Consider the following 2,337-nt stretch of genomic DNA (forward strand, 5'->3'; position numbering starts at 1 on the left):
GAACCCGACCCCGGCCCCCGACAGCGGCCCGCTCCCGCGCGCGGGGCAACCCGCACCGAATCCCGTGGCCTACCAGCCCCAGTGGGCCGGCCCGCCACCGCAGTTCGCCGGCCCGGCGCCCTACGGCCCCGGCCGCCCGCCGCCACCGCCGCGCCAACGCAACCCATGGGCCATCGTCGCCGGCGTCGCCGCCGTCGTGCTCGTCCTCGTCGTCGTCGTGGTCGGCGTCTCGATGGCGGTCGGCAACGACGGCGACGAAACCCCCAACGGGGCGACCACCACGACCACAACCGCCACCACCACGAGGACCACCACCAGCACGGCGCCGTCGTCGTCGACCCCACCGCCGGGCGCCCTCAACCGGCTGCTGGGCCTGCTGCCCCCCGGCTACCCGGCCGGGACGTGCAAGCCGGACCGCCAACCGATGGCGGGCGCCATCGTCTCCGTGATGTGCGGGCAGAACACCGATCCCAACGGCCCCACGGTCTCGGCCTTCGGGCTCTTCGCCGACCTGCGGGGCGTGCAGGACGCCTTCAACGGCTTCATGAAAAGCGACACCCTCGTCAAGTGTCCGGGCGACAAGGCGTCACCGGGCACCTGGTGGCACAACAAGGACCCCAACACCATCCTCGGCCAGATCGCGTGCGGCACCTACAAGGGCGACGAGCCGCAGGTGATGTGGAGCAACCAGCAGACCATGGTGTTCGCGGTCGTCAGCGGGAATCCGCAGGGGCCGAACATGGACCAGCTGTACAAGTGGTGGTCGTCCCACTCTTGAGGGTGAGCCTGGCCTGGGACCACAACGCGTACTACCAGCGAACGCTGCTGCGTCAACTGCCCCGCCGATGCGGGCGGGTGCTTGACGTCGGTTGCGGCGCGGGAGCATTCGCGGCGCGGCTGGCCTCGCGCACCGAGCGCGTCGACGCGGTCGACAGCTCGGCGGCGATGATCGAGGCGGCCCGGCGGCGCGCGCCGGCCAACGTCGCCTGCGTCCACGCCGACGTGCTCGAGCTGCCGCTGCCCGGCGAGCATTACGACGCGATCGTGTCGAACACCGCCCTGCACCACCTGCCGCTCGCCGACGCCCTGCGCCACCTGGCACCGGCGCTGCGCCCGGGCGGCGTGCTGGCCGCGGTGGTGTTGCCGCGGCCGGATCTGCCCCGGGAGGCGCTCACCGAAATCGTTGCCGCGGCCGCCAATCGAGCGCTCGGTGCCGCGTTCGCGGCGCTGCGGGCGACCGGCCGCGGCGACTGGTACGGGTTGGATCCCACCCACGAGGCCATGCCGAAGGTCGTCGACCCGCCACTGACGACCCGCCGGGCCCGCGAGGTCGCGGCCGCGACCCTGCCGCCCGCCCGCGTGCGCCGCCTGCTTTTCTGGCGTTATCTGTTGGTGTGGCGGCGGCCGGCAATGGGGCCGTTGTCCTGCGGCGGGGACGCGCGGTGTTGATAAGGTCGGCGGGTCCGGGGTTTGCTATGGAGGGTCACAGATGAGCGACGCGCGGGCCTCACGGGTGGGCTCGATGTTCGGGCCCTACCACCTCAAACGGCTGCTGGGCCGCGGGGGCATGGGCGAGGTCTACGAGGCCGAGCACACCGTCAAGGAGTGGACGGTGGCCGTCAAGCTGATGTCGGACACGTTCAGCAAGGACCCCGTGTTTCGCGAGCGGATGAAGCGCGAAGCCCGCATCGCCGGCCGTTTGCAGGAACCCCACGTCGTGCCCATCCACGACTACGGCGAGATCGACGGGCAGATGTTCATGGAGATGCGCCTGATCGAGGGCGTCGACCTGGACACGTTGCTCAAGCGGTTCGGCCCGCTGACCGCGCCGCGCGCGGTGGCCATCATCACCCAGATCGCCTCGGCCCTCGATGCCGCCCATGCGGCCGGGGTGATGCATCGCGACGTCAAGCCGCCCAACATCCTGGTCACCCGCGACGACTTCGCCTACCTGGTCGACTTCGGCATCGCCAGCGCGACCACCGATGAAAAGCTGACCCAGCTCGGCACCGCGGTCGGCACCTGGAAATACATGGCGCCCGAACGGTTTTCCAGTGACGAGGTCACCTACCGCGCCGACATCTACGCGCTGGCGTGCGTGCTGCACGAGGCGCTGACCGGGTCGCCGCCGTATCGCGCCGACAGCGCCGGCACCCTGGTCACCGCCCACCTGATGGACCCCATCCCGAAACCCAGCGCGCTGCGTCCGGGTGTGCCCAAGGCCTTCGACGCGGTGATCGCGCGCGGCATGGCCAAGAAGCCCGAGGACCGCTACGCCAGCGCGGGCGATCTGGCGCTGGCCGCCCACGAGGCCCTCAGCGACCCCGACCAGACCCA

2 protein-coding genes and 1 pseudogene are annotated in these 2,337 nt (G+C 71.4%); all 3 read left to right on the forward strand.

Going from position 1 to position 2,337, the window contains the following annotated elements; all coding sequences use genetic code 11:
* Positions 1-778 (forward strand): annotated as a pseudogene (locus BST11_RS28830) (serine/threonine-protein kinase); the annotation flags it as partial.
* A 2-nt stretch (positions 779-780) separates the two neighbouring features.
* On the forward strand, positions 781-1,449 hold the full coding sequence (locus BST11_RS28835) for a class I SAM-dependent methyltransferase (RefSeq protein ID WP_244897796.1): 669 nt from the start codon (positions 781-783) through the stop codon (positions 1,447-1,449).
* Positions 1,450-1,489: 40 nt separating this feature from the next.
* Positions 1,490-2,337: serine/threonine-protein kinase (locus BST11_RS26695; protein ID WP_083141161.1), on the forward strand; the 848-nt coding region annotated here is incomplete at its 3' end.

The sequence above is a fragment of the Mycobacterium alsense genome (assembly GCF_002086635.1).
Classification (GTDB): Bacteria; Actinomycetota; Actinomycetes; order Mycobacteriales; family Mycobacteriaceae; genus Mycobacterium; species Mycobacterium alsense.